The following is a 19,907-nucleotide window of genomic DNA, read 5'->3' as shown; positions in this document are numbered from 1 at the left end:
GAGGATGAACGCACAACGGACGGACCCCTTTCGATGGCCCTTCGCGGACGAGTCGTTCCCGAAAACACCACACGTCGCTTCGATGACCTGGCGCGACGGGCTCTTCGCCCACTGGCCGATCGACCCCGACGCCCTTCGCCCGCACGTCCCGGAGCAAGTGAGCCTCGAGACACGGGACGGCCACGCCTGGGTGAGCGTGCTCCCGTTCGTGCTCACGGACGTCGGACTCCGCGGAGCGCCGTCGATAACACGGCTGGCCTTCCCCGAACTCAACGTCCGGACGTACGTCCGGTATCGGGGCGATCCCGGCCTGTTTTTCTTCAGTATCGACATCGGGAACTCGCTGGTCGCGGCGACCGTCCGCCGGACGACTCGACTGCCCGTCTGCCACGCCCGGATACGGGTCAGCGCCACCGAGGAAAACCACGTCGCCTTCGAAAGCGAGCGGCGGAAGGGTGAACCCGCTCGATTCGCTGCGACCTATCGCCCGAACGGTCAGGTATTCACCGCCGATCCGGGGACCATCGAATACTGGCTCACGGCGCGACGCCGGTTCTACGCGTCGGAAGCCGCCGGTGTGCTGACCGGCGAGATCGCACACGATCCGTGGCCGCTCCAGCCGGCCGACGTGACGATCTACGAGAACACGATGCTCGAGGCCAACGGCCTGCCGACGCCGACCGGCGACCCGATCGTCCACTACGCCGACGAGTTGTCGATGACGGGCGCGATCCCCCGACGAATCGGCACCTGACCGAGTGCGCAGACGGGACGATCCGAGAGGGGGGGGAACTGAAACGGGGCACACACCGGTCACCGTTCGAAGCGCTGATAGAGACCGCGTAACAGGGAGAGTCGACTCCGTACCACTGTAGAAGCACGCATCGTTGGGTTTGTTAACTATGGCGTGAAACAACTTTCAGACACAGGGCAGATCTCAATGGAGAATACAGAATTGGCCGGCAACGACCGGAATTCGTTCATCTACGTCGTCGCGGCGTTGGCCGCGCTCAACGGGTTACTGTTCGGGTTCGACACTGGCGTCATCTCCGGCGCGATGTTGTACATTCGAAACACGTTCGAACTGGCGACCGTCTTCGGGTATTCGATGAACACCTCGCTAGTCGAGGGGGTCATCGTCAGCGGGGCGATGATCGGCGCGATCATCGGGGCGGCGCTGGGCGGCCGACTCGCGGATCGACTCGGTCGACGACGGCTCATCCTCGTGGGTGCCGTCGTCTTCTTCGTCGGGTCGCTCATCATGGCGATCGCGCCGACCGTCGAGATACTGATCGTCGGTCGAATCGTCGACGGGATCGGCGTCGGGTTCGCCTCGGTCGTCGGTCCGCTGTACATCTCCGAGATCTCACCGCCGAAGATCCGCGGGTCGTTGGTTTCGCTCAATCAACTGACGATCACGAGCGGCATCCTCATCGCCTACCTCGTGAACTTCGCGTTCGCCGGCGGCGGCGAGTGGCGCTGGATGCTCGGCCTCGGCATGGTCCCCGCCGCGGTCCTGTTCGTCGGCATGCTGTTCATGCCCGAGAGCCCCCGCTGGCTCTACGAACACGGCCGCGAGAGCGACGCTCGCGAGGTGCTCGCCAGGACCCGCGTCGAGACCCAGGTCGAGGGCGAACTGCGCGAGATCAAAGAGACCATCCGCACCGAGTCCGGGACGCTCCGCGACCTCTTCGAGCCGTGGGTGCGACCGATGCTGATCGTCGGCGTCGGCCTGGCGGCGTTCCAGCAGGTGACCGGCATCAACACGGTCATGTACTACGCGCCGACGATCCTCGAGTCGACCGGCTTCGCGGACACCGCCTCGATCCTCGCGACCGTCGGTATCGGCGTCGTCAACGTCGTCATGACCGTCGTCGCGGTGCTGTTGATCGACCGCACCGGCCGCCGGCCGCTGTTGCTCTCGGGATTGGCCGGGATGACCGTCATGCTCGCCGTCCTCGGGGTCGCGTTCTACCTGCCCGGCCTCTCGGGCGCGATCGGCTGGATCGCGACCGGGAGCCTGATGTTGTACGTCGCGTTCTTCGCGATCGGCCTCGGACCGGTCTTCTGGCTGCTGATCTCCGAGATTTACCCGATGGAGGTCCGCGGCACGGCGATGGGCGTCGTCACTGTCGTCAACTGGGCCGGCAACCTGCTCGTGTCGCTGACCTTCCTCCGATTGATCGACATCGTCGGTCAGGCGGGAACGTTCTGGCTGTACGGCGCGCTCTCGGTGCTCGCGTTGCTCTTCTGTTATCTGCTCGTGCCCGAGACGAAGGGCCGCACGCTCGAGGCGATCGAAGCCGACCTCCGCGAAACGGCGTTCGGACGCGACGCCGGCGAGCAGCCCCGAGTGACGGAGATAGACGATTAACGGTCGAGAATCGGCCGGTCGAGTCACGTCGTCGGTTCGACGGCTACGAACGGACTGCCTACTGGCCGGTCTCGATCATCCCGAAGTCGTAGCCGGCATCGTTCTCGCGGGCGGTCTCGTAGACGACTCGCGCGGCCGCAACGTCCTGAATCGCGAGCCCGGTCGAATCGAAAACGGTGACGCCGGTCTCCTCGGTCCGTCCCGCCTTCGAACCGACGACGAGTTCGCCGATCTCCCCGTGGATGTCCGCGTCGGTCAGGACACCCTCGCCGTAAGGGACGTTGATTTCCCCGGAGTGGGTACACTGCTCGTGGTCGTCGATGACGATCCGCGCCGCCTGCAGGAGGTCGTCGCTCAACTCGTGTTTCCCCTCAGCGTCGGCCCCGATCGCGTTGACGTGGGTCCGCTCGCCGACGTCCTCAAGTCCCACGATCGGCTCTTCGACGGGGGTCACGGTCGAGAGGATATCACAGTGGCCCGCCTCGGAAATCGACCCCGCGCGAACGTCGAACCGGTCCTCGTAGCTGTCGACGAACCGCTGGACGCGTTCCTCGTCGGGGTCGGAGACGACGACTTCCTCGATCGATCGGACTTCGCTGATCGCCTCGAGTTGCGTGTACGACTGGACGCCGGCCCCGACGATACCCAGACTCGAGGCGTCGTCGACGGCGAGGTAGTCGGTGGCGACGGCCGCGGCCGCGCCGGTGCGTTTCATCGTGAGCGTCGTCCCGTCCATGATCGCCAGCGGGAACGCGGTCTCGGGGTCGGAGTAGATCATCGTCCCCAGAACCGTCGGCAGGTCGTGATCCTCGGGGTTGTCCGGGTGGACGTTGACCCACTTCAGCCCGGCGGCGTCCCACTCGTCGGTCTCGAGGTAGGCGGGCATCGACCGGAAGTCGCCGTTGTACTGGGGCAGGTCGATGTAGGACTTCGCCGGCATTTGCGTGTCTCCGCGCTCGAATGCCCCGAAGGCCCGCTCGACCGCGTCGATGACCTCGGACAGTCGCGCGAACTCGTCGACATCGTTGCTGTCCAACAGAAGCGTGTTCATACCCGCGAATATTGCTGGCTCGTACTTAGTTCGTCGTGACTCGAGGCCGCCGTGTCAGACGGGACCGCCCGGTATGCACCCTGATTCCACCAGCTGTGGTGACCGTTCCCGGTTCGGGGGTCGTCAGACCGTCGCTCGGAACAACACGACGCCGGTCCGATACGACGCCAGTCGCTCGCCGCCGTCCCCAGCAGGTTCGTGCTGGAACTCGAATACAGCCTCGAGGGCGTCCGGCGCGTCTACCAGCAACGCTCTGATCCGCCGGCGGTCGTCGGCCGGGACGTCGATCGAGCCAGGCGTCGATCTCGAGACGCCCGTCTCAGACAGCGAACCGGCGACGTGCCCGCCCAGTTACGACGTCGAGTGCGCACGTCGCGTCGGAACACCTGCTCGACGAGTCGCTCGAGGTCCGCGCCCTGCTAGAGGACGGTCCCCTCCAGATAGCCGTCCGCGGCCCCGCCAAAGGCGTTCGCGACGTCCCGTTTTCTGTCGGTGTCGTCCGTCACGGACGTCTCTTGTGGTGAAAATACATGAGCGTTGCGTGAGCGCGAGTCGCGAACGACTGACCGGCCGCGACGTCGAGGACTGCGAGAAGGGGATTCGGACGCGACGACGAAACGGCAAAGAAGATGAAGCGATTCGGAACGGCAGAGACGGCAGTCGAAGGGCGACATCTCCCACCGCGAGGGCCGACGACCGACCCGTCGGAGAGGGAGGGGCGCTTAAATTTCGGTTTGGCTCGCGGGTCGCATTCGCTCCCCGCTCGCATTTACGAGGTTCTCACTCGCTTCGCTCGTTCCGAACCTCGCCTACATCATGCCGCCCATGCCGCCGCCCATACCGCCCATGCCGCCGCCCATGCCACCGGGGCCGCCGGCGGGCATGTCTTCGTCGTCGTCGTCGTGGGAGACCGCGAGGTCGCCCGCGGCGATGACGTCGTCGATGCGCAGCAGCATGACGGCCGCCTCGGTGGCGGACTCGATCGCTTGGGTCTTCACGCGGAGCGGCTCGTAGACGCCCTCGGCGTCCATGTCGATGGTGTCACCCGTGTAGGCGTCCAGTCCGGCAGCGGTGTCGCCGCCGTCGTGAGCGCTGCGCAGTTCGACCAGCGAGTCGATGGGATCGAGTCCCGCGTTCTCGGCCAGCGTGCGCGGGATGACCTCGAGGGCGTCGGCGAACGCCTCGACGGCCAGCTGTTCGCGGCCGCCCACGGAGTCGGCGTAGTCGCGAAGCGAGAGCGAAATGTCGATCTCGGGTGCGCCGCCGCCGGCGAGCACCTTGCCGTCCTCGAGGGTCGTGCGGACGACGCCAAGCGAGTCCTCGACGGCGCGGTCGATCTCGTCGATGACGTGCTCGGTGCCACCGCGGAGGATCAGCGTGACGGCCCGTGCGTCTTCGACATCCTCGACGAAGATGCGCTGGTCGCCGGCGATCTCCTTCTGTGCGACGCTGCCCGCGGCACCGAGGTCGTCCTCGGTCAGGTCGTCGACGCTCGAGACGGGCGACGCGCCGGTCGCGCGAGCGAGCTGGGCCTGATCGCTGGATTTGACGCGACGGACGGCGATGATGCCTTCCTGTGCGAGGTAGTGCTGGGCCATGTCGTCGATCCCGCCGTCGACGAAGACGACGTCAGCGCCGACGTCGGCGATCTGCTCGGCCATCTCGCGCAGCTGGGCCTCCTCCTGCTCGAGGAACTGCTCGAGCTGGTCCGGGTCGGTGACGTTGACTTCGGCGTCGATCTCGGTCTCCTTGATCTCGAGGTCGCCGTTGACGATCGCGACGTCGGCATCCTCGGCGAAGTACGGCATGTTCTCGGAGACGCGCTCCTTGTCGACGATGACGCCTTCGACGAGCTCGGAGTTCTCGATGGAGCCGCCGACGACCTTCTCGACTTTGATGTTGTCCGTGTCGACGCCGTCGTCGTCGGCGACCGCGCGAACGGCCTCGACGATGAGTCCGGAGAGCAGGTCCTTGGCGTTCTCCGCACCCTTGCCGGTCATCGCCGTCGCGGCGATCTGCTCGAGGATCTCGGTATCGTCCTCGTCGACATCGATGGCGATCTCCTCGAGGGCCGCGGTGGCTTCCTCGGCGGCCTCTCGGTACCCCTGAGCGAGGGTGGTCGCGTGGATGTCCTGATCCAGGAGGTCCTCGGCCTGGCTGAGGAGTTCCCCGGCGACGACGACGGCGCTGGTGGTGCCGTCACCGACTTCCTCTTCTTGGGTCTCCGCGACTTCGACGATCATGTCGGCCGCGGGATGGTCGATCTCCATCTCCGAGAGCAGGGTGACGCCGTCGTTCGTGACGATGACGTTGCCCGAGGAGTCGACCAGCATCTTGTCCATCCCCTTCGGGCCGAGCGTCGTCCGAACCGATTCGGCGACGGCCTTCCCGGCCTGTACGTTCATCGACTGCGCGTCCTCTCCGGAGGTTCGCTGGCTGTCCTCCGAAAGTACGATAAGGGGCTGGTTGCCCATCTGCTGTTGAGCCATAGTCACTCGAAAGATTGATTGCTATTCTATATAAACCTTTTCCTATCGGATCGGTAGGAACAGTCGAGGTGGCCCCTGTCGTGCGTTTTCGATCGGACGACCGTTCGGGTATTTATACCGACATAGCCCGAGAAACGGCGGATAGATGACTCGTTGCTGGGGATTCAAACGGGAATCAGATAGCGATGAAAAAGCGGTTCGGACGATCGCCTCACTCGAGGACGGTCGCCGGAATCAGCGACCCGACGAGATCGAGACGAGGAGACGGGGTCAGGACTGGCCGCCGGGGAACCGGTGGTACTCCATCCCCTTGTGTTTCATCTCGTTGTGTTTCTCCTCGAGGAAGGAGTAGACCGCGCCGTGGGGCGCACCGTCCAGCAGCATCTCGGCGGCGCTGCGAACGGCGTCGACCTCCTGTGGCGCGCCGATGATACCGAGCGTCGAGCCGTAGATGACGACGTCGGCACCGGTCAGCTCCTCCATCAGTTCGCGGGTCCGGCCGCCCTCGCCGATGAGCCGGCCCTTCTTGCGTTTCATGTCGGTCTTGTTGCGCGAAGCGGCGTCGATATCGACGACGTCGAACAACATCATGTCGTCCTCGAGCAGCCGCAGGGCGTCCTCGGGCGCGAATCCGCGGCCGATTGCGCGAACGATCTCGGGGCCTTTGAGGCCGAGCACGGGATCGCCGACGGTCTCGACGGCGACGGAGCCGTTCTCCGAGTCGATGTCGAGTCGCACTTCGGCTTCCGCCTCGATCTCGCGCATCGTCTCGCCACCTTCACCGATGAGAACGCCGATGCGGTCCTGCGGAATCTTCACGTGCTGCATACTGCCCGATACTGGCTGGGTGAGGTTAAGCGCTTGGTCCGCGAGCACTGGATGGGGCGTGGCACCGACGCACGTGCACGGTTCACGCCGAAGCCGACACTACTCGCGGACCGAACGGAACCGCACCGACTCCGAGCGCGTGTCGACGATTGCGACGGTTCGATCGTCGTCGGACTTCGGCAGAAAGTGCGCACCCGGGTTGAGCACGGTCGTCCGCCCCGAGTCCGAGTGTTCGCGCTGGTGGTGGTGGCCATAGCAGACGAAATCGTACGTCTCGCCGGCCGCGACCGCCTCGACTTCGGCTTTGCTCTCGCCGTGGAGCACTGCAAACGAGAGCCCGTCGAACTCGAGGTCGGCGAACCGCCCGTGAAGCTGACTCTCACTACCGAGTGAGTCGAACGCGGCCTGGAGGTTCGCGACGTCGCCGTCGTTGTTCCCGAGGACCCCGTGGAGTTCGAAGGCCTCGAAGTACGGGACCATCAGCGGAGCGACGAAGTCACCACAGTGGATAACGATTTCGACGCCCTCCTCCTGAAAGATCTCGGTCGCCCGTTCGGTCGCCTCGGCGTTGTCGTGCGTATCCGAGATGATGCCGATGTTCATGTACGTTCCCGCGATGGCGATCCACTAAGGCGTTCGGGGAAGATGGGGAGCGCTCCTGTGTGGATTCGGAACTACGTTTCGAGCGACGGCACGCCGGCTCGCTCGAGTGCGAGTCGCCGCTCTCGGTCGGTCAGCCGGTAGGGCTCGAGGTCGGTCTCGAGCGAGCCCAGTTCCGCGCGCCGGCGCTGGTGTGCGTCGAGGAACTCGGTAATCCGATCGATGGCGATTTCCTTCAGTTCGCCGCTGAGGAGGTCGCCGGACCGGTACTCGGTCGCGATTCGCTCGAGGTCGGCGTCGTGGGGTTCGAAGAAGTATCGGAGGTACTGGAACGGGACGTCGACGGTCGGATCACCGCCCGTCTCGCGGTGGTCCTCGAGGGTCGCCCGGCCACCGGTGTAGGCGTGGGTTCGGATCGTCTCGGCGACCGCGTCGGGACCGGCGGTGAGTTCGATCGACGGCGCATCGCCGGAGGAACTCATCTTCCCGGGCCCCTCGAGACTGGGAAGGAATCGTCCGAGCAGGGCACCGGGTTTGTCGACGGGGAGCGCCTCCTTGGCAGCGATATCGCGACAGACCCGAACGTGGGGATCCTGATCGACGGCGATGGGAACGAGGGTCGGCTGCCGACCGTCGACGAGTTGCGGGAGCAGGAGGTGAGTCGCCTGTACGGCGGGATAGAACTGCAAGCCAACGGTATCCTGCTCGCCGTAGACCGCCTCGACCGTCGCCGGGGTGAGATGCTTCGCGAACCGAACGGCGATCGGGTAGATCACGTCCGCATCGGCGGTGTCGACGACGATCCTCGTCTTTTCGGGATCGAATCCCACGGCGAGCACGTCGCGGAGGTTCTCGCGGGTGTGTTCGCCGATCGCCGCGAACGACTGCTCCTTCGCGAGGAACTTCTCGTCGTCCGAAAGCGGAACGAAGACCGTCGCGCCGGTCTCTTCCTGAAACCGCTTCGCGAGATAGAGCGGTAAGACGTGGCCGAGGTGCATCGGTCCCGACGGCCCCCGCCCGGTGACGATCGCGTGTGGGGCTCCGGTTTCGGCGGCCTCGAGATACCGGTCGACGTCACGGCCCGCGTAGAACGTTCGGCGACGGAGCAGTGGGTGGTCGGGAAAGCGAGCGATCTGCCCGTCGGTGAGCCGATCGGCTCCGAACTGCTCGAGGAGTTTCTCGTAGTCGACCTCACCCTCGACGGCGTAGGGGGTGACGGTGAACTGGTCGGCGGACGGATTCGAGTCGGTACGGTCGGTACTGTCTGTGGGTTCGTCTGGCGCTGTCATTCGTGTCGGTCGGTTGTGGCGGCTGGAAGACGATTCGACGAAAACGAGCGGAGGGAGCATCCGTCGCCGGGGGCGACGGGTTAGGCCGCGTCGCCCGCCGCGACGATACTGTCCGCTCTCGAAGGGGCCTCCCAGCGCCACTGCCACCCGAGAGCGGACGTCACTATCGCGCTCTTTTCAGCCGACAGCAAAGAAGATTTCGGCGGGGCCGTCGCCGGGTCGAATCACTCCCCGGACGGATCCGGCTCCGGACTCGTGACGAACTCGAGGAGATCGTCGTCAGTCACCTCGAGCCCCTGCCGCGAGAAAAAGCCCGCCACGTTCCGGCAGTCCCGCTCTAAGAACTCGCGGCTGTTGGGGTGGTGTACCGTGACGGCCTGGCCGAGATCGATGAACACGAGTTGCCCCTCGGTCTCGTCGAAGACGACGTTGTACTCGCTCAGGTCGCCGTGGATCAGGCCCGCCGAGTAGAGCCGGCGCATGTACTCGCGCATGACCTCGTAGGCGGTTTGCGGGTTCTCGATGTGGACCTCGCCGAGCCGTTTCGCGCGACCCTCGGCGTTCCCGATGTACTCCATGACCAACACGTTGCGCTCGGTCGCGAGTGGCTCCGGAACCCGAACCCCGGCAGCCTGTGCCCGTCGAAGATTCGCCAGTTCCTTTTTCGTCCACGCGAGCACGACGTCTTTCTTCTGTCCGCCGAGCCCCTCGAATCGGGGATCCCCCTCGAGGTAGTCCCGCATCTGCCGGAAGTTCGACGCGTTGATCCGGTAGATCTTGACCGCGACCTCGCGGTCGTCGCCCAAGGCGTGGTAGACGTTGGCCTCCTTGCCCGTCGAGAGCGGCCCGCCAAAGGCCTCGACGTAGCCGTCCTGGACCAGCTTGTACAGCGCCGCGAAGGTCGCGTCGTCGAACACCGACTGCTCGACTTTGAACTGGTCTGCGTCCTTGATGCGTTCCTCGAACTGTTCGAACTCGCGGTCGCGCTTGCGGGCGATCCGATCCGCTTCGGTATCCGAGACGTCGATCTCCTCCCACTCGTCCCCCGGGGTATCGACTTCCTCGAGGTCGACCAATCCGAACTCCGTTCCCTGTCCCATCTACGACGCCATAGGTGGCCTGACGGGTAAAGTGCTGGGTGTCGACGGACGGTAGTAGTTGTCGACGATCTCGAGGACTTCGTCCTTGGTGACGTACTCGGCCTCGCCTTTGGCCGATCGCTGGATCTGCATCTCCGACCCCATCCGATTGATCGTCACCGGGCCGTCGGCCATCGCCTGCTGGGCTGCCTCTTTGGCTTCCCGCTCGAGTCGCGGATCGGGATCGATCTCCAACTCGGCGTCCGCTTGTGGCATCATGCTGACAACGGTCCTGTTCTGGTGATGGACACGAGGAAGACCGACCATTCTAACCGATTCTACGTATGTTGCAACGTGTGAATACAAAGAATTACTGGAACGCCTTGGCGTTCGGGTTATGCAATTCGGGATAGAAGTCGATATAGTCGTAACCGCGAGCAGCCATGAATCGGCCCATCCCGATCACCTGAAACTCCTCTGGTGGGTGAACACCCATCTCGACGAACGAATCTCGAATCTGACAGCGCAGGTAATGATCCATGAAGGACTTGAAATACTCGAGATCCTGCGGATCGATCGGCAGCAGTTCGATAACAGTGTCCGGGTCGCGCGCCGCCGGTGCGAGGTGGTCGTCGACGACCGCTAACTGTGCACCGTCGGGATACTTGACGTAGAGATCCGATGTCTCGTCGATGTAGGCTGCATCGCTGAGATTAAGGCCCGAATCAGCGGCCTGAGCCGCGAACTCACCCGAGAACTCTCCCCACGACTCGAGTTCGTGTTCGGATACGTCGGCGAGGTCGATCTCGGCAGCCGACTTCGTAACGTCGAGGTCGTGTTTCGACGCGAGTTGCGTTCCAAGGTCAGTTTCCAGCGGGTCTATTCCGAGATAGATATTCTTGCAGTAGATGCACGGATCGGTCGCTCCTGAGGGGACAGTCATCGCCGGCGAGGTCCCGCTTCCTTCCTCGAACTCGAGTTGCTGATAGAGGTCGCCGAATAGGTCCTCGAATTCGGCACTGTCCATCTCGTTGATTGCTTGGCGAACGGCGTCGATTCGAACCGGGTTCTCGGAAGCCGGGACAGTGTCATAGCCACGTTCGACGAAGACATAATACTGGGCGAATCGACATGCCTGATTTATCCGCTCTTCTTGTTCATCCGTCGCTTGTTTTGGTTCTGGGTAGTCCGACTCGTGATACTTGATTTCACCGTCGAATTCGAGCTCGATTACGTGCTCCACATCATCGTTATCAATAACACTCAGGCCAACACGCTCATCATTTTCACCGGTGATTAATCCATCCATGTACAATTACCTCCGACTTGCACCAACATTTTGTGATTGACCCTCATCTGGTCGGCGTCCCTGTTTCTTCAGTTCGTTTATTTCTTCTTCGAGTTTCTGATATTTCTGATGAAGATCTGCAACAGACTCAGCGTGTTCTTTCGGGAGCGCATAATCGGTTACCTGTTTAGCCATGTCGCTGGCCGCCCCGCCAAGGAGTTCGCCGCCGAGGGTTTCGCCGATCTGGTAGCCAGTGGCAACGCCTGCACCCGCCCCAATTGGCCCGGCGAGACTCCCGACGGCTCCCCCAAGGAGAGCACCGAGGCTTCCACCGCCGACCTTCCCGACGATTTTTCCACCTGCACCGGCCAGCGAGCCGATCGCACCCTTGGTCATCGCCTGGGAGAGATCGCTCCCGACCGATTTGGTGTTCTCCCAAGCGTCCCTCATCTTGCCCAGGAATCCACTGCTCTCAGCCGAGCTGCTAGACTGCTCGAGCGATCCACGCGCAGTATCGCGTTCGGGACCGGCCGCAGTCGGATCGGATTCGGCCTGCTCTTCGACGTGGCCGCGATAGTAGTTGTCGACAATCTCGAGGACCTCGTCCTTGGTGACGTACTCAGTTTCGCCTTTGGCCGATCGCTGAATGTGCATCTCCGATCCCATCCGGTTAATGGTCACCGGGCCGTCGGCCATCGCCTGCTGAGCGGCTTCTTCGGCTTCCCGCTCGAGTCGTGGGTCGGGATCGATCTCCAACTCGGCATCCGCTTGTGGCATTATGCTGCCCTCCTTACTGCAGTTTTGCTGCGTGACATGGGCCAAGTCGTGTGTGAGCGGATGCCGTCTCGACTGGCAGACAGGGATCATTCTTATCCCAGTAGCTGCTGTTCTTCGGGGTCGTGATATCGGGGATATATATCCAGAAGTTTGTAGGCGGCTGTCGCTTCAAGTCGGCCGTTACCGAGCACACGGAATGTCTCGGGCGGTTCAACACCCATTCGGACGAAGCAATCTCGAATTTGGCATTTGAGATGGTGATCGAGGTACTTGCGGAACTCCGCGAGTGGGCCCGGATCGATCGGCGGTAATTCGATTAGTGTGTCAGGTTCGCGCTCGAACGGATCAGTGTCCGGCTCGGCAGTATGTTGCTCGCCACCATTGTCGAGATACGACGTATAGAGCGTTGAGACGGCGTCGATATACGCGCCGTCGGCGAGATCGATCTCTTCCTCGTCGGCCTCATCGACGAGATCTGCGGCGAATGATTTCCAGTCAGCGATCGCGCTCGGAGACAGTGCGTCCAGCGCTTGCTCTTTGACCGATGTCTCCGATAGCTCCAGTCCGTAGACCGTTGCCATATCCTCGGCCTCGGCGGCTACGTCCGTCTCGAGCGGATCGATCCCGAGATAGACGTTCTGGCGGTAGAGAACGCTGTCAGAGTCGGCTGCCAGCGGTGGAACAGGGATCGGTCGTTCGGCGTCGTAGTCGTAGTAACTCCGCAGCTGGCTGTAGAGGTCGCCGAACAATTCCACGAACCGGTCGTCGTTGAGGTCCTGAATAGCGAGCCTGACAGCGTTAATGCGCTCCGGATGGTCCGTCGACGGCACCGTATCGTATCCCTGCTCTGCGTAGACGTAATATTGAGCGAACTTTCGAGCTTGCTCATTGTATTCGTTTTCCTCAGAAGTCCGGTTTTGGGGATTATCAGCATAGGATTCGCAGTGGTGAGCATAGATTTCACCGCTGTTTTTATGCAGTTCTATATGATGTGATGCGCCATTGTTATCAACAACCTCCACGCCAATATCAACGTCATCTTCACCAAGGAATTCTGCGTTCATACTTATCAATCCCTAAACTTTGTATTTCCGCCGTGTTCAGACTCCCCAAGGAGTTCGTCGACCTTCTCCTCAATGAGTTGTTCAAGGAAGTCTCTGGCTTGGTTGCCTTTCTCGGCGACGAAATTCGTTCCCTTGTCGTAGGCCTTGGCAGTGAGCGTCTTGGTTACGTCACCGGCCATCCCCTTAGCCATTTCTTGCCCCACTGCAGCACCACCGACAGTACCGAGGCCAGGTGAGACCATAGTACCAGCAACGCCTCCAATCAAACCCCCTACCGCACCGACAGCACCCTGTGAGAGCGCTTTGCCGACGCTGTCCATCACCGACTCCTCGCCCGTGACGATTTCCTCGATCGATGACACCCGATCCTCGAGTTGTTCCACCGTCTGTGCGAGTGTCATCTCGTCATTTCGGGACGCAGCCTGCTCACGGCCATTCTGGAGTTGCTCCGCGTCGGGCATTCGCTGGATGTGCATCTCCGACCCCATCCGGTTGATCGTCACTGGCCCGTCAGCCATCGCCTGCTGGGCTGCCTCTTTGGCTTCCCGCTCGAGGGAGGGATCAGGATCGATTTCCAGTCCACTGTCTTCCTGGGGCATCATGCTGACATCCGCGCCGGTCTGCTGGCGGACGTGAGTCAGTTCGTGCGCGAGGATGTGCTGGCCCTCCAGCGATTCAGGGTCGTACTCGCCGTGATTGAACGCGATGTGATTCCCGACGGTGAACGCTCGCGCGTTGATCTCTTCGCAGGCCTTCGCGGCGGTCGCGTCGGCGTGAATGCGTACATCGCCGAACGAATCGCCCATCCGGTCTTCCATCGCCCGCTGGATTCCGCCCTCCAGTGGCTGGCCTTTCGACTGAATTACCTCCCGAACCGGATCTGGAACGCCCGCGTTCCCGGCCGGGCTGGTATCGCTGGCGGCTTTCTCGCTGCGCAGGACCGAACGCCGGTTCTGGCGTTCGATGTTTCGAGGTACTTCCGCGGGCCGCTCGGCCTGACGCTGTCGGAACGCCTCCATCGTCTGCGGATTCCCCATGTCCTCGGTAGTCATCCCTTCGTCGACCCACTGCTGGACCTGGGCGAGCCCGTTCATCTTCTCCTGGCGCAGGAGCTCCGTTTTCGTCTCCTGATCTTCGATCGCCATCCCGAACCTGTCTTCGGCCGCTTCGTCCGTCGGCCCCGACGACCACGCTCCGGTTCCCGAGCCACCCGACGCAGCCCTCTCCGATCGCTGTGCGATCTGGGCGTGCGTCGTGGCACTCGAGGAGTCGGACTCGGCCTCTGCTCGAGTATTGGTTCTCTCGCACGAAAGAGGGGGTTGCGTGAGCAGGACGGTATCGAGACTAGCCTCGATCATCAGACCCGATTATGAAAGGAGTGGAGTGTGATTACCGTCCTGTTTGTGGAGCTCTGGATACATCTCGAAGTGGTCGTAACTACGGGCATCGTGGAACTTGCCGAAGCCGAGTACTTGGTACTCTTCCGGTGGGACGAGACCCATCTTGATGAAGCAATCCCGTACTTGGCAACGGAGGTGATAATCGAGATGATCCCGCAACTCGTCGAGATTGCTCGGAGCGTATGGGAGCAGTTCCAATCGCGTGTCGGCTTGGCGGTTCATCGGGTCGTTTGCCTTCTGAACCTGATGCTTGCCACGAGCATCGGGATAGCCGACGTGAATCCCAGAGACGGCACTGATCGTCAGGTCGGGATCAAGCCCCTCACGGTCGACGATATCCACGAGGTCGTCACCGACAGCTTTCCAGCGGTCGATATCCGAATCGGATAGCTCCGACACGGGTTGCACGTCGCTGTGGTTCTCGAGACTCAGCCCGTGAGCATTTGCCAGCTCCTGAACGCGATCACCGACTCGTTCGTCGTCCAAGTCGATCCCGAGGTAGATGTCTTGTTCGTAAACCACCGCGTCGGGGCTACGGACATCGGCAGGGAGATCGACCGGGCGCTCGACGTTTTCCTGATGACTTTGTAGTTGCTTGTGCAGCGCTCCAAAGTATCGCTCGAACTCAGCGTCCGAGAGGTCGCCGATCGCTCGTCGAACAGCGTCGATGTAGGTCGGATTATCTACGTGTTCGACTGTATCGTAGCCCCGTTCGGCAAACACGTAATATTTGGCGAATCGCCGTACCTGGTTGTTATGCTCGTTCTCTTCAGATGTCCGCTTGCTGGCTCTAGCCGCGTACTCATCACACTGGTGATGTTTGATTTCACCATCGAATTCCATTTCGATGCCGTGCTCAGCACCGTTATTATCAAGAAGATTAACACCAACGCGCTCATCATTTTCGCCAGTGATGACAGCCTTCATTGTGTAACCTCACCCATATTCAACACACCCTCTGAGCTGTCGGCGTGATCTTTCCTTTCCTCAATGAATTCCTCGTACATTTTGGCCATGTCGAGGTACATATCCTCGATCATCTCGGCTTTTCCACCGGGACGACCGTCCGCCAGGGTGCCAACGGTTTCCTTGGCAACGTCTCCAGCTACTGCACTCGCCATGCCAATGAATGCGCCTCCGGCTCCAGTTATGGCTGCGCCGGGGCCCAAAATTGATCCCACAGATGCGCCAGCCGCAAAGCCAGCCACTCCCTTGGCCGCAGCACCCTTCAGATCAAAGCCTTCGGGAGCACCTGGGGTTGCTTCAAGCATCGTTTCCATGATTTGTGATTGGCGATTTTCCAACCCCTCGACCTGATTTTGTAGGTCTTCGACGGCTTCGTACAACATTCCGTCGCCCTTGGCAGACCGCTGGATATGCGTGTCTATCCCCTTTCGGTTGACCACGACAGGCCCGTCTTCGAGCGCGTTCGTCGCTGCGTCGTCGGCCTCCCGCTCGAGTCGCGGATCAGGATCGATCTCCAACTCGGCCTCTTCCTGCGGCATCATGCTGACCTCGGCCCCGCCGTTTTGCTGTTTGACGTGGGCGAGTTCGTGCGCAAGCAGATACTGGCCCTCGGGCGAATCGGGCTCGTACTCGCCGGAGTTGAACACGATGTCAGACCCACACGTGAAGGCTCGAGCGTCGATCGCGTCACAGGCCGCCGCCGCTTCCGAGCCCGTGTGAATCCGCACGTCCCAGAAGTCAGCATCCATCCGCTCGTTGAGTTGCGTGGTCAGGTCGGGATCGATCGGGTGGCCCGATTTCTCGAGAACCTGCTGCACTGCAGCCTGAGCACCATCCGAGGCTCCCGACGCGGGGGCGCTCGAGCTCCGTTGCACAGCCGCGCTATCTGCGCTAGCCGTTGCAGTCGCGCCACCTTCCTGCCGGTACTGGGCCATTGCCTCGGGGTCGCCCATCGCCTCTCGAGGGATTCCCTCGTCGACCCACTGCTGGAACTGCTGGCCGTGGCGTTCCTCTAGGCGCTGGAGGTGAAGCAGTTGATCGTGGCTGGTGATGTCACGGTTGTACCGTTGCTCGGCCTCTTCCTGCTTGAGGCTAGCCCCGCTGGCGGCGGACTCGCTCTCGGAGTCCATCCCCTGTTGTGCGAGTGCCGCCGCGGACGACGTCTCGTCAGTCTCTGATCGACTTGACCAAATTGCCACGAATCGTTCTTGTATGATATTCCTATATAAGTATTATAAATCTTGATAGAGATGGTACAAAAGAAGACCGCAGGGACCGAGAATGGAGAGTCGTATCGATCTCTAGAATGGCGATTCAACGGGACAGTGGACTCCAATCTCCTCGTTTTCCATTAGATATAAGTCACAACCACCGGAATATTTGGCTGGAAGTCAGGCTCCAGCGGGGGCATACGAAAGTGCCCCGGGTGCGGGAACACCCGAGACTGGCTTCCAATCCCCGACACGGGATTTGAAAGCCATGTTTCGTTTACTCCTACCGAGACATAAACGTCTCGCACGACGACAGTATCGTACACGACGAGCCGCCGCGCTCGAGTGGCCACATCGACAGCAGTGGTACGTCCGGAGAAACCAATGAGCGAGGACGATACCGACGAATCGTCCGGACTCGGCGATCTGACGGTCGACGCGGATTCGATTGCCGCCAGCAACTCGCCGGCCGGACGAGAGCCACTTCGGTGTCCCCACTGTGACACCCTCATCGGGCTGATCGTTAGCTACGGCCCGCTCACGCACAAAGCGACACCCTGTGGCTGTCCCGTCTCTGCGGAGTTCATCCCGGGGAAAAGGAGCGACTCGAGGTAAGGGATTGAGGGTGGCGACACCCGTTTTGTGTCGTGAGCCGAACTCGAGGCAGCGAGTCAGCCGTGTCTTAGACCTACACAGAAGGTGAGATGGCATTTCTCTAGAAATCAGTGGAACGCCTCGGCGTCCGGATTGTGAAATTCGGGATAGAACTCAATATTGTCGTACCGCCAGGTAGACATGAACCGACCCATCCCGATCACCTGAAACTCATCTGGTGGATGGACACCCATCTCAACGAACGAATCCCGAATCTGACAGCGAAGGTAGTGATCCATGAAGGATTTGAAATACTCGAGATCCTGCGGGTCAATCGGCAACAGTTCGATGACCGTGTCTGCGTCGCGCGCTGCCGGCTCGAGATGGTCGTCGACAGCTGTCAGATTTGGTCCGTTCGGATACTTGATGTAGAGTTGAGAAGTCTCATCAATATACGTGGCCTCACTCAGGTCGAGGTCAGTCTCTTCTACACGACCAGTGAATTCGCCGGCATATTCTGCCCACGTATCAAGCTCATCCGCCGAGACGTCAGTAAGATCGATATTGGCGGCCGATTGGTCGATAGCAAGGCCGTACTCGTCGGCAAGTTGCCCACCAATATCTGTCTCGAAGGGATCAACTCCAAGATAGATGTTCTGACAGAAGATACTTGAGTCAGTAGCTTCCGGTGGAACAGTAATTGCAGGTGAGGTGGCGTTGCCCTCCTCGTAAGCGAGTTGCTGATAGAGGTCGCCGAAGTGGCGTTCAAATTCATCAGCGGTCATCTCGTTGATCGCCTTCCGGACAGCGTTAATTCGAATGGGGTTTTCAGCCGCTGGAACCGTATCGTATCCTCGTTCAGCCAAGACGAAATATTTTGCAAATCGACGGGCCTGATTTACTCGCTCATTTCCTTCCTCTGTTCGATCAGTTGGATCGTCGGGATAGCCATCTTGGTCATGATAATATATTTCACCGTCTCTCTCCAACTCGATGAGATGCTCGACACCATCGTTATCAATTACGCACAGGCCGACCGCAACATCGTCTTCCCCAGTTATTGACACCTCCATTTTCAATTACCTCCCGAGATACTTTGGGAAAGACCACGTGAGCGACCCCCTCCAGTCGCCATCTGTTCATTCTCCAATTGTTTGACTTTCTCTTCAAGTGCTTGGTATTTTTGCTGAAGATCAGCAACAGACGCAGCGTGTTCGTTTGGTAAGGAGTAGTCGGTGAGCTGTTTGGCCACGTCGCCGGCGGCTCCGCCGAGTATCTCGCCGCCCAGCGTTCCGCCGATCTGGTAGCCAACAGCAGCGCCCGCACCGGTCCCAACCGGCCCGGCGAGACTCCCGACGGCTCCCCCGAGGAGAGCACCGAGGCTTCCACCGCCGACCTTCCCGACGATTTTTCCACCTGCACCGGCCAGCGAGCCGATCGCACCCTTGGTCATCGCCTGGGAGAGATCGCTTCCGACCGATTTGGTGTTCTCCCAGGCTTCCCTCATCTTTCCAAAGAATCCACTACTCTCTGCCGAGCTGCTAGACTGCTCGAGCGATCCACGCGCAGTATCGCGTTCGGGACCGGCCGCAGTCGGATCGGATTCGGCCTGCTCTTCGACGTGGCCGCGATAGTAGTTGTCGACAATCTCGAGGACCTCGTCCTTGGTGACGTACTCAGTTTCGCCTTTGGCCGATCGCTGAATGTGCATCTCCGATCCCATCCGGTTAATGGTCACCGGGCCGTCGGCCATCGCCTGCTGAGCGGCTTCCTCGGCTTCCCGCTCGAGTCGTGGGTCGGGATCGATCTCCAACTCGGCATCCGCTTGTGGCATTATGCTGCCCTCCTTACTGCAGTTTTGCTGCGTGACATGGGCCAAGTCGTGTGTGAGCGGATGCCGTCTCGACTGGCAGACAGGGATCATTCTTATCCCAGTAGCTGCTGTTCTTCGGGGTCGTGATATCGGGGATATATATCCAGAAGTTTGTAGGCGGCTGTCGCTTCAAGTCGGCCGTTACCGAGCACACGGAATGTCTCGGGCGGTTCAACACCCATTCGGACGAAGCAATCTCGAATTTGGCATTTGAGATGGTGATCGAGGTACTCGCGGAACTCCGCGAGTGGGCCCGGATCGATCGGCGGTAATTCGATTAGTGTGTCAGGTTCGCGCTCGAACGGATCAGTGTCCGGCTCGGCAGTATGTTGCTCGCCACCATTGTCGAGATACGACGTATAGAGCGTTGAGACGGCGTCGATATACGCGCCGTCGGCGAGATCGATCTCTTCCTCGTCGGCCTCATCGACGAGATCTGCGGCGAATGATTTCCAGTCAGCGATCGCGCTCGGAGACAGTGCGTCCAGCGCTTGCTCTTTGACCGATGTCTCCGATAGCTCCAGTCCGTAGACCGTTGCCATATCCTCGGCCTCGGCGGCTACGTCCGTCTCGAGCGGATCGATCCCGAGATAGACGTTCTGGCGGTAGAGAACGCTGTCAGAGTCGGCTGCCAGCGGTGGAACAGGGATCGGTCGTTCGGCGTCGTAGTCGTAGTAACTCCGCAACTGGCTGTAGAGGTCGCCAAACAAGTCGTCAAACCGGTCGTCGCCGAGATCCTGAATAGCGAGCCTGACAGCGTTAATGCGTTCTGGATGGTCCGTCGACGGCACCGTATCGTATCCCTGCTCCGTGTAGACGTAATACTGGGCGAACTTTCGTGCTTGTTCGTTGTATTCGTTTTCTTCTGGAGTGCGGTCAGCTGCTTTGGTAGCGTACGCATCACATTGATGGAATCTTATGTCACCATTAAATTCCATCTCAATCCGATGTTTCTCACCGTTCTGGTCGGTCACATGAAGGCCAACACGGACATCATCTTCGCCAGTGATTTTAGCGTCCATAG

20 protein-coding genes are annotated in these 19,907 nt (G+C 61.0%); 3 read left to right on the top strand and 17 right to left on the bottom strand.

Translation table 11 applies throughout. The features are described 5' to 3' along the window. The first annotated feature begins 4 nt into the window (after positions 1 to 4). On the top strand, positions 5 to 754 hold the full coding sequence (locus tag J0X27_RS10260; RefSeq protein WP_207269093.1) for a YqjF family protein: 750 nt from the start codon (positions 5 to 7) through the stop codon (positions 752 to 754). A 186-nt stretch (positions 755 to 940) separates the two neighbouring features. Then, complete coding sequence (locus tag J0X27_RS10255) at positions 941 to 2,374, top strand: sugar porter family MFS transporter (RefSeq protein ID WP_207269091.1); 1,434 nt, start codon at positions 941 to 943, stop codon at positions 2,372 to 2,374. A 58-nt stretch (positions 2,375 to 2,432) separates the two neighbouring features. Here the strand turns inward: J0X27_RS10255 and J0X27_RS10250 are convergent, their stop codons facing one another. From J0X27_RS10250 to J0X27_RS10190, 14 genes are all read right to left on the bottom strand, one after another. After that, complete coding sequence (locus tag J0X27_RS10250) at positions 2,433 to 3,425, bottom strand: ornithine cyclodeaminase family protein (RefSeq protein ID WP_207269089.1); 993 nt, start codon at positions 3,423 to 3,425, stop codon at positions 2,433 to 2,435. A gap of 123 nt (positions 3,426 to 3,548) precedes the next feature. After that, positions 3,549 to 3,674 carry a hypothetical protein gene (locus tag J0X27_RS18085; protein ID WP_277410059.1) on the bottom strand — a complete coding sequence of 42 codons (126 nt, stop codon included), beginning with the start codon at positions 3,672 to 3,674 and terminating at the stop codon, positions 3,549 to 3,551. A gap of 560 nt (positions 3,675 to 4,234) precedes the next feature. Then, positions 4,235 to 5,899 (bottom strand): thermosome subunit alpha, encoded by a 1,665-nt coding sequence (gene thsA, locus J0X27_RS10245; RefSeq protein ID WP_207272070.1) that lies wholly within the window; start codon positions 5,897 to 5,899, stop codon positions 4,235 to 4,237. Positions 5,900 to 6,184: 285 nt separating this feature from the next. Beyond that, positions 6,185 to 6,742 (bottom strand): KH domain-containing protein, encoded by a 558-nt coding sequence (locus tag J0X27_RS10240; RefSeq protein ID WP_097380716.1) that lies wholly within the window; start codon positions 6,740 to 6,742, stop codon positions 6,185 to 6,187. Positions 6,743 to 6,841: 99 nt separating this feature from the next. After that, positions 6,842 to 7,345, bottom strand: a complete 504-nt coding sequence (locus J0X27_RS10235) for a metallophosphoesterase family protein (RefSeq protein ID WP_207269087.1) — start codon at positions 7,343 to 7,345, stop codon at positions 6,842 to 6,844. A 71-nt stretch (positions 7,346 to 7,416) separates the two neighbouring features. Beyond that, on the bottom strand, positions 7,417 to 8,631 hold the full coding sequence (locus J0X27_RS10230; protein WP_207269085.1) for a tryptophan--tRNA ligase: 1,215 nt from the start codon (positions 8,629 to 8,631) through the stop codon (positions 7,417 to 7,419). Between the two features lie 224 nt (positions 8,632 to 8,855). Continuing rightward, positions 8,856 to 9,731, bottom strand: coding sequence for a serine/threonine-protein kinase Rio1 (rio1, locus tag J0X27_RS10225; protein ID WP_207269083.1), 876 nt, complete (start codon positions 9,729 to 9,731; stop codon positions 8,856 to 8,858). Beyond that, positions 9,732 to 9,989 carry a hypothetical protein gene (locus J0X27_RS10220; protein ID WP_338088555.1) on the bottom strand — a complete coding sequence of 86 codons (258 nt, stop codon included), beginning with the start codon at positions 9,987 to 9,989 and terminating at the stop codon, positions 9,732 to 9,734. Positions 9,990 to 10,080: 91 nt separating this feature from the next. Continuing rightward, complete coding sequence (locus tag J0X27_RS10215; RefSeq protein ID WP_207272069.1) at positions 10,081 to 11,019, bottom strand: DUF7958 family protein; 939 nt, start codon at positions 11,017 to 11,019, stop codon at positions 10,081 to 10,083. Positions 11,020 to 11,025: 6 nt separating this feature from the next. Continuing rightward, positions 11,026 to 11,775: a transposase gene (locus tag J0X27_RS10210; protein ID WP_207269081.1), complete on the bottom strand. Its 750-nt coding sequence runs from the start codon at positions 11,773 to 11,775 to the stop codon at positions 11,026 to 11,028. 92 nt (positions 11,776 to 11,867) lie between these two features. After that, positions 11,868 to 12,839: a DUF7958 family protein gene (locus J0X27_RS10205; protein WP_207269079.1), complete on the bottom strand. Its 972-nt coding sequence runs from the start codon at positions 12,837 to 12,839 to the stop codon at positions 11,868 to 11,870. A gap of 5 nt (positions 12,840 to 12,844) precedes the next feature. After that, a complete protein-coding gene (locus J0X27_RS10200; protein WP_224214601.1) occupies positions 12,845 to 14,197 on the bottom strand; it encodes an eCIS core domain-containing protein in 1,353 nt (450 codons plus the stop codon). Between the two features lie 9 nt (positions 14,198 to 14,206). After that, positions 14,207 to 15,166: a DUF7958 family protein gene (locus tag J0X27_RS10195; protein ID WP_207269078.1), complete on the bottom strand. Its 960-nt coding sequence runs from the start codon at positions 15,164 to 15,166 to the stop codon at positions 14,207 to 14,209. Beyond that, positions 15,163 to 16,335 (bottom strand): eCIS core domain-containing protein, encoded by a 1,173-nt coding sequence (locus J0X27_RS10190; RefSeq protein ID WP_207269076.1) that lies wholly within the window; start codon positions 16,333 to 16,335, stop codon positions 15,163 to 15,165. The genes J0X27_RS10195 and J0X27_RS10190 overlap by 4 nt, the downstream gene beginning before the upstream one ends. Positions 16,336 to 16,800: 465 nt before the next feature. Here J0X27_RS10190 and J0X27_RS10185 point away from each other — a divergent pair, with 465 nt between their 5' ends. Continuing rightward, entirely contained in the window at positions 16,801 to 17,031 is a 231-nt protein-coding gene (locus J0X27_RS10185; RefSeq protein ID WP_207272110.1) for a hypothetical protein, read from the top strand. Positions 17,032 to 17,138: 107 nt separating this feature from the next. On the opposite strand, the gene J0X27_RS10180 is transcribed toward J0X27_RS10185, so the two are convergent. From J0X27_RS10180 to J0X27_RS10170, 3 genes are all read right to left on the bottom strand, one after another. Continuing rightward, positions 17,139 to 18,083 carry a DUF7958 family protein gene (locus J0X27_RS10180; RefSeq protein WP_207269075.1) on the bottom strand — a complete coding sequence of 315 codons (945 nt, stop codon included), beginning with the start codon at positions 18,081 to 18,083 and terminating at the stop codon, positions 17,139 to 17,141. Positions 18,084 to 18,085: 2 nt separating this feature from the next. Beyond that, positions 18,086 to 18,844 carry a transposase gene (locus J0X27_RS10175; protein WP_207269074.1) on the bottom strand — a complete coding sequence of 253 codons (759 nt, stop codon included), beginning with the start codon at positions 18,842 to 18,844 and terminating at the stop codon, positions 18,086 to 18,088. 92 nt (positions 18,845 to 18,936) lie between these two features. Then, complete coding sequence (locus J0X27_RS10170) at positions 18,937 to 19,905, bottom strand: DUF7958 family protein (protein WP_207269073.1); 969 nt, start codon at positions 19,903 to 19,905, stop codon at positions 18,937 to 18,939. Between the last annotated feature and the right edge of the window lie 2 nt (positions 19,906 to 19,907).

Source organism: Natrinema longum (assembly GCF_017352095.1).
Taxonomy (GTDB): Archaea; Halobacteriota; Halobacteria; order Halobacteriales; family Natrialbaceae; genus Natrinema; species Natrinema longum.
This window is presented reverse-complemented; position numbering and strand designations above follow the sequence as displayed.